The sequence below is a fragment of the Streptomyces alkaliterrae genome (assembly GCF_007097205.2).
GTDB classification, from domain to species: Bacteria; Actinomycetota; Actinomycetes; order Streptomycetales; family Streptomycetaceae; genus Streptomyces; species Streptomyces alkaliterrae.
The window spans coordinates 1-6,824 of the sequence record NZ_VJYK02000299.1 but is presented as its reverse complement, the minus strand read 5'-3'; the positions used below and the strand labels follow the sequence as shown (position 1 = coordinate 6,824).

Below are 6,824 nucleotides of genomic sequence, written 5' to 3'. Positions count from 1 at the left end.
CGTCACAGGCTGCTACTGGTCAGTTCGGGAAGGTCAGCCAGGGCCGCGGGGAGATCGTTGGCACCCTGCTGCGCGTACCAGCCGCGGCACCAGCGCAGGCCGCCGGCGCGGCCGATCCGCCGCCGGTGGAGCCCCCGGCACCCACCCGGGTCCCGTCCCCGGCGGCTTCGCCACCCGACGCGGAAGCCGCCTCACCGACCGTGCCGCTGACCGCCTCCGCATCCGCGCCTGCGCCTGCGCCCGAAGACGCGCCCAACAGCTCGGCGTGGTCAACCGTCCGCCCCGCCATCGCCCGTTCCAGATCCCCCAGCGAGAACGAGTGCGCGCTCCCGCGCGACACCTCTCCCCCCACCGCACCACCGAGGTCGGCGAACTCGTCCCCGTCCCCGAACATCGCGCCGTGGTCCTCACCCGCACCCTCGCCCAGTGCCCGGGCCTCTTCCCGCGCGGCCCGCTCGGCGGCCTCCTCCGCCCCGTCGGCCGCCGACGACAGGGCGTCCCCGGCCGTGGAGAACGCCGGTAGCGCCTCCTCCACGGCCGCGCGCATCCGCCGCCACTCGCCGTCGAACACCTCCGCCGCCCGCCCTCGCCACTGCTCGCCGACGACCGCGCGCACCTCGGCGTCCAGCGCCCGCAGGACCTCCTCCAGCTGCCCGCCGAGCTGCCGCCAGCCCGCGGCGGCCTCGCGCAGCGCCTCCACCGTCCGCTCCTCGCTCATCGCGCCTCCCGGAACCGCTCGACGAACTCCTCGTACACGTCGTCGCTGTTGCGCGCCGTGGCCCGCAGGCCGCTGCCTATCTCCTCCAGCCGGTCCCGCAGCCGGCCGACCAGGCGGCCCGCCTCCTCCGCCATCTCGCTCAGCTCCGCGTACGAGACCTGCTCGCCGCCGCCCGGCTCGGCGAACGGCGCAGCGCCCGCCGACGGCGCCATCCCCTCAAGGTCGGTGCGGCGGCGGAAGTCCGAAAGATGCCGTCCCAGGTCGTAGGCGTGGGTCGAGAACGATGCCCCGAGCCTTCTCAGTTCGTCGGTGTTGACGTGGAGTTCGTCGGACATCAACTCTCCCGTGGGTCAGGGGTCGTACGGTGCGCGGGCGCCGACCACATCTAGCACACGGCTGTCCGGCCGTCGGCGGGCGCGGTGCGCGGGCCCGTCCGGCCCGTCCGCTGCCCCACCACACGCGTGCGGCGGGGCGAACGGTTCGCGCCACCGTTCGGCGGGCGACCGTTTCTCCCACTCTGCCGGACAATCGGCCGGTTCACGTCCGCCCGGCGGCACCCCGGGCCTCGTCCGCGCGCGACCGGCGCGTGACAATGGTGGTGCGCCGCCACTGGCGGCCGCAGCGAGAGGCCCGAGGTGTGGGAGGAAGAGCCGTGAAGGACGAACGGGACATCCAGGAAGAGAACCTCATGGAGGATCTCGAGGACCCGACCCAGGCCCGGGACACCCGCAGGGCGCTGGACCAGCTGCGGAAGAACCCCGACGTCGATCCCCGACTCCAGCAGATGGCTCGTGAACTGCTCAGCGGGCGCACCGGACTCCGCGACATCATCGAGAACCCGACCTACCTGTCGGCACTGGGCGAGAACCTGAACCGCATCCGCCAGGCCGCCGAGCAGATGACGCCCGAGGAGGAGCAACGCTCCCGGGAACAGGCGGAACGCTTCTTCGCCGAGCAGAAGGAGGAGGCCGAGCGGGAGGACGCCGAGCGGAAGCAGCAGGCCCGCGAGGAGCGGGAGAACTCGCCACGCCCCAAGCGCCGGCACTGAACCGCCCGCCCGGCGGTGCCGGGCCGGCCGGAACCGGGCCGCGCCTCGCCACCGTCACCACACTCGGCGGCGGCAAACCGCCGAGCCATCGCACAGCCATCACATCGGACAACAGCAGCGCTACGAGCGGGGGAAGTCGTGTCGAACGACGGTTTGCAGGCCGATCCTTCCGTCCTCCAGGCAGAGGGACGGAACTTCGTCAAGCTCTCCAAGGACTTCGCCAGAGCGGTGAAGACCCTGGAGAACGGCCTGAAGGCGGCCGGCGAGTACGAGGGGCGTCCGCCGTGGGGCGCCGACGACCTCGGCGACAACTTCGGCGCCCTGTACACGGGTTTCCGGGACGGCATGTTCGAGTCCATGGCGCACCTGACGGGCCGGATCGACGACATCGGCAACGGCCTCAAGGGCATGGGCACCAACCACGAGATCAACGAGGACTTCAACGACTCGCTGCTCAAGGCCGAGCAGTCCAGGGCCGAGTCGCTGGGCATCGGCAAGATGCCGCGCATCAGTTCCAGAGCGATCTGACGTGAGTGCGGCCGGGCGCTTCGACGAACGGACAGCCCGGCCGCCCGCCCTCCCGACACCGCGGCATACGATCCGACACCCACGTTGACCCAGGACCGAGCGGGGACGACACACCATGACCGGCACCGGCCAGACCCACGAACCCCACCCGCACATCGGCGGGCGCGCCGAGGTGCTGCGCGCCCTCGCCGCGTGGCGCATGGAGTGGCCGGGCTCGCCCCGGGTGGTCCTGCTCACCGGCAGCCCGGGCACCGGCCGCTCGTGGCTGCTCACCGGATTCCTGATGCTGTGCGAGCCCGAGTACCGCAAGCGCCTGCCGCTGGACGCCATGGACCCGGCCACCGTGCCGCCGGAACTGCCGCCGCCCGCCGTCCCCGGGCCCGCCGGGCTCACCGCCGCGCAGCTCCTGTGGGTGCTCGCCGACCACTACGGCGTCCAGGCCACCCGTACCGCCGACGTCTTCACCGAACTCGGCGCGCGCGAGGAGACGTTGACGATCGTCGTGCCCGACGTCGACCAGGCAGGGCCGGTGCGGACCGCGGACGAGCCGCGGCGACTGGCCGGGGACGTACTGCGTCCGCTGGCCGCGCTGCCGAACGTCCGGCTGCTCGCCGAGCTGCCCCGGGAGCTGGTCGACGAGGTCGCGGCAGGTCTGCCGCCCGGCGCCGCCCAGGTCATCGACCTCGACGAGCCCCGGTGGGCCGATCCCGACGGCCTCGCGCTGCAGGCCGAGGCGCAGCTCGACCCGCTGTTCGGCGCCCCCGACCTGCCGTTCACCACAGACCCGGCCGCACGGCGCGCCCTCGGCCGCGCCCTCGCCGAACGCACCGGCGCGGGCGCCGGCAGCCGACTGACCGTGCGCCTCGCAGTGAACTCGATCCTCGCCCACCCGCAGAGCTTCGACCCGGCCGACCCCGCGCTGCTGCCGGCCACCGTCGGCGAGGCGCTCGACCTGCACGCCCGCCGCCTGGGCGCCGACCCGGCGACGCTTCGGCTGCTGCTGGGGCCCCTCGCACTCGCCGAGGGCGAGGGCCTGCCCGTCCAACTGCTCGGGCCACTGGCCGACGCGGTCGCCGAGACGGACATGAGCGCCGCGCTCGCGGACGGCATGCTGCTCGTGGCCCCCTTCATCGAACCCGTCAGGCCTTCGGAGGCGGAGGCGACCTCCGAGAGCGCGTCGCCCGAGGACCCCGCCGCGCGCCCCACCGCGCGGAGTGACGCGAACGGTGAAGCCGAGGCGGACAACGTCCAGGCCGCCGACCGCCCGCTGCTCCGGCTGGCGCACCCCGCCCTCGCCGACGAGATCCGCGCCTGGCTGCCGGACGTGGCCGCCGCCCAGACGCGCGTCGCGATGGCCCTGCTGGCCGAAGTGCCCGGCCAGGACTGGTCACAGGCCGACCCCTACGTCCGGGACCACATCGCCGCCCACACCCTGGAAGCCGGCCTGCTGCCCCAGCTCCTCACCGATCCCGGGCTGTTCACCTACGCCGACCCCGTCCTCCTACGCGCCGCCGTGGAAGCGGTACCGTCCGAGGCCCTCGCCGCCCCGGCCCGCACCTATCTGCGCACGGCCCCGCTGCTCACCCGCACCCAGGTACCCGCCCGGGTGCGCGCGGCGCTGCTGGAGACGGCCTTCACCGAGGACGGCCTCGACCAGTACGCCGCCGCCCTCCACCGCATCGTGCCCGACCTGCCCTGGCGCACCCTGTGGACACTGCCGTTGAACGGGGTGAGCGCGGCCGCCATCGGTCGACTCCCCCGCACGGCGCTCCCCGCGACGGACGGCACCGAGCCCGAGAACGACCCGGCCGGGACGGACACCGACAGCGCCCTCCCCGTCGCCGTACTGGTCGTGCCGCCGGGCACTCCCGGCGCCCGCATCCTCCCCGCCGGCGGTGAAGCCGGCGACACCCCGCCCGGAGCGGTGCTGCTGCTCCCGCTCGACGGTCCCGCCGCACCGCTGGACGCCGACCCGGCGCTGGTCCGCATGCCGTCCGAGGAGGAGCGCGCCGCCACGCCGCTGGGCATCAGCCGGGGCGGCGACTACGTCCGGATCTGGCGGCGCGGCCCCGAGCAGCGCCTGCTGACCGCCTACGTCTCCGCGACGCCGCTCGCCGGCGCGGACATCCACGACAGCGGCGTCCTGCTGCTCGCCACGGAGACCGGCGCCAAGGCCCTGCGCGTCACCCCGCCGCCGGAGACCGACGGCGGGCCTCCCGTCCGGTAGCCCGCGCCCGCGACCAGGCCGGTAGGCTCGGTCGCCGGGCGCCACCAACGCCGCCACCCGCCCGGCACCAACCCATCCCCGCACACACAGCAGTCGAAGCTTCGGGACGCTCTCGGCCCGATCACCGGCGAAGATCCAGGGAGTTCCACGTGGACAGCCAGCAGTCCGGCAGCCGCCCGGCGACCGGCCCCGGCAACACGGCGGTCGCGACGTACATCGACCAGGCCAGCGGCGAGGAGACCAACGTCTTCCGCGTCTCCTCCCCCGGGCGGCCGCCGGTCGAGTACCAGCTGTACGGGGAACTGCAACGGCTCGGCGTGCGCGGCGAGGACGTGCGCCACCTGCACACCGACCTGAGCCCCAGCCTGCTCCCCGGCGGCTACACCCTCGTCTTCGTCAGCCAGGCCTTCCCGAACGCGGAACTGAGCTGCGCGCAGACGTACGGCGAGGACGCCGCCGAACGCGCCGAGGCCGTCGCCGCGCTCCAGCGGCACGTCGAGATGATGCACCAGCTGGCGGGCAAGCCCGCGCCGCCCGCCCCGGCACGCGTCCCGGCCCCCGCCGGTACCTCCGCGTCCGCCGACCTCGACGCGGCCGAGGTCCACCGGTTCCTCGTCGAGACCTTCGGCGAGCCGGACGTGCTGCGGCAGGAGGCCTCGGTGCTGGAGGGCCGCTACCTCCCGGAGTCCGCCACCACCGGGCTGATCACCGTCGGAATCCCCACCGAGATCCCCTACTTCTTCTACGCCGACCGCGACGAGAAGCCCCCGGCCGGCGGGCCCTTCACCGACGCCGCGACCTGGCTGCGCGCGCTGGGCATCGAGCCGGCCGCCGTCCCCGCGGCGCTCGCCGACGAGATCCGCGTCGGCAGCGACGGCTCCTCGGCGATCACCGTCCGGCGCTCCGACGGCCACGTGCGCTCCGTCTCGCCCCGGGGCGACCTCACCACCCGCCACGTCAACGCGTCCGTCGCCGCCTTCTCCCGCAGTCTCGCGCTGCTCGTGCGCGCCCGGCAACGGCTCGCCGGCAGCGACCCGTTCACCGCCGGGCAGGAAGTCGCCGCGTTCCAGGAGCAGCTGGCGGCCACCGACCCGACCGCGCTCGACGACCCCGCCAACTGGTGGTCCGTCGTCGTCGAGCAGCTGTGGCACGGCCTGTTCTGACCGACCGGCGCCGGGGTCCCCGCCCGGCATCTCCGGACGGGGCCCGCCTCCGGCCCCCCAACTTCCCCTTATGATGCACGGGTGTTCGATTCGAGACGGCTGCGTACCTTCCAGGAGGTCGTCCGCACCGGCTCCTACTCGGCTGCCGCCCGGTCGCTCGGCTATACCCAGCCGGCGATCACCCAGCAGATGAAGGCACTCGAACGCGAGCTGGGCACCGCCCTCTTCGTCCGCGTCGGACGAGGACTGCGACTCACCGAGGCCGGCGAGACACTCTCCCGCCACGCGACGACGATCCTCGACACGATGACCGTCGCCCGGCAGCAGATGGCGGCGCGCACCAGGCTGGACACCGGCCGCGTCCGGCTTTGCGCTTTCCCCAGCGCCAACGCCACCCTCGTCCCCGGCACCCTGGCCGCCCTCGCGCGGCACCATCCCGGCGTCGCGGTGGAGCTCTCCGAGGAGGAACCTCCCGAATCCCTCACCCGGGTGGTGCGCGGCGAATGTGACATCGCCCTCGCGTTCACCTACCCCGGCACCTCCGGCACCTCCGGTGGGGACGGCGCCTCCGCCGCCGAAGTGCCGGAGGAACTGGTCGAGATCCCTCTTCTGGACGACCAGTTGGTCGTACTCCTGCCCAACGTCCACCCCCTCTCCCGCCGCCGGACCGTCACACTGACCGACCTCGCCGACGAACGGTGGATCGCCGGCTGCCTCCGCTGCCGTGTCAACTTCCTGCACGAGTGCGCCGAACAGGGCTTCGCACCCCACATCGCCTTCACCACCGACGACAACCTCATGGTGCAGAGCCTCGTCGCCGAGGGACTCGGCATCGCCCTCATGCCGAGCCTGGTGCTCAACTTCCTCCGCCACCAGGACGTCGTGGGCAGACCGCTCGCTCCCCCGTCGCGCCGCCACATCGCCGCGTACGTACTGCGCGAGCACCTGCGCGTACCGGCCACCTCACTCGTGTTGGACACCCTACGACGCACCGCCGACAACAAGGTCGGCTGCTGAGGCCGCGGCAGACCATAAGCGGGATCTTGGGTAACCCCTAGAAACCCTCCTTGGACGTGATGGCCCGACGGTCCGACCCTGCTCGGTATGACCCCCACATCACGCCACGCCGCCGCCACGGCC

General features: G+C 73.7%; 7 protein-coding genes. 5 read left to right on the top strand and 2 right to left on the bottom strand.

Features of this window, described 5'->3' with window-relative positions:
* Window positions 1-19: 19 nt before the first annotated feature.
* The gene (locus FNX44_RS21925; RefSeq protein WP_143650469.1) at window positions 20-718 is read right to left on the bottom strand and encodes a WXG100 family type VII secretion target; all 699 of its coding nucleotides are present in this window, start codon (window positions 716-718) and stop codon (window positions 20-22) included.
* Window positions 715-1,053 carry a hypothetical protein gene (locus FNX44_RS21920; RefSeq protein WP_143650467.1) on the bottom strand — a complete coding sequence of 113 codons (339 nt, stop codon included), beginning with the start codon at window positions 1,051-1,053 and terminating at the stop codon, window positions 715-717. Before FNX44_RS21920 ends, FNX44_RS21925 begins: the two co-directional genes overlap by 4 nt.
* 317 nt (window positions 1,054-1,370) lie before the next feature.
* Between FNX44_RS21920 and FNX44_RS21915 the strand changes: the two genes are divergently transcribed.
* The 5 genes from FNX44_RS21915 to FNX44_RS21895 all read left to right on the top strand — a co-directional run bounded on the left by FNX44_RS21915 (window position 1,371) and on the right by FNX44_RS21895 (window position 6,701).
* Window positions 1,371-1,766, top strand: a complete 396-nt coding sequence (locus FNX44_RS21915) for a hypothetical protein (protein WP_143650465.1) — start codon at window positions 1,371-1,373, stop codon at window positions 1,764-1,766.
* Window positions 1,767-1,904: 138 nt separating this feature from the next.
* Window positions 1,905-2,294, top strand: coding sequence for a hypothetical protein (locus FNX44_RS21910; RefSeq protein ID WP_143650463.1), 390 nt, complete (start codon window positions 1,905-1,907; stop codon window positions 2,292-2,294).
* A 115-nt stretch (window positions 2,295-2,409) separates the two neighbouring features.
* A complete protein-coding gene (locus tag FNX44_RS21905) occupies window positions 2,410-4,521 on the top strand; it encodes an ATP-binding protein (protein ID WP_143650461.1) in 2,112 nt (703 codons plus the stop codon).
* Between the two features lie 149 nt (window positions 4,522-4,670).
* Window positions 4,671-5,684 (top strand): SUKH-4 family immunity protein, encoded by a 1,014-nt coding sequence (locus tag FNX44_RS21900; protein ID WP_143650459.1) that lies wholly within the window; start codon window positions 4,671-4,673, stop codon window positions 5,682-5,684.
* 81 nt (window positions 5,685-5,765) lie between these two features.
* Window positions 5,766-6,701 carry a LysR family transcriptional regulator gene (locus FNX44_RS21895; RefSeq protein ID WP_143650457.1) on the top strand — a complete coding sequence of 312 codons (936 nt, stop codon included), beginning with the start codon at window positions 5,766-5,768 and terminating at the stop codon, window positions 6,699-6,701.
* The last annotated feature ends 123 nt before the right edge of the window (window positions 6,702-6,824 follow it).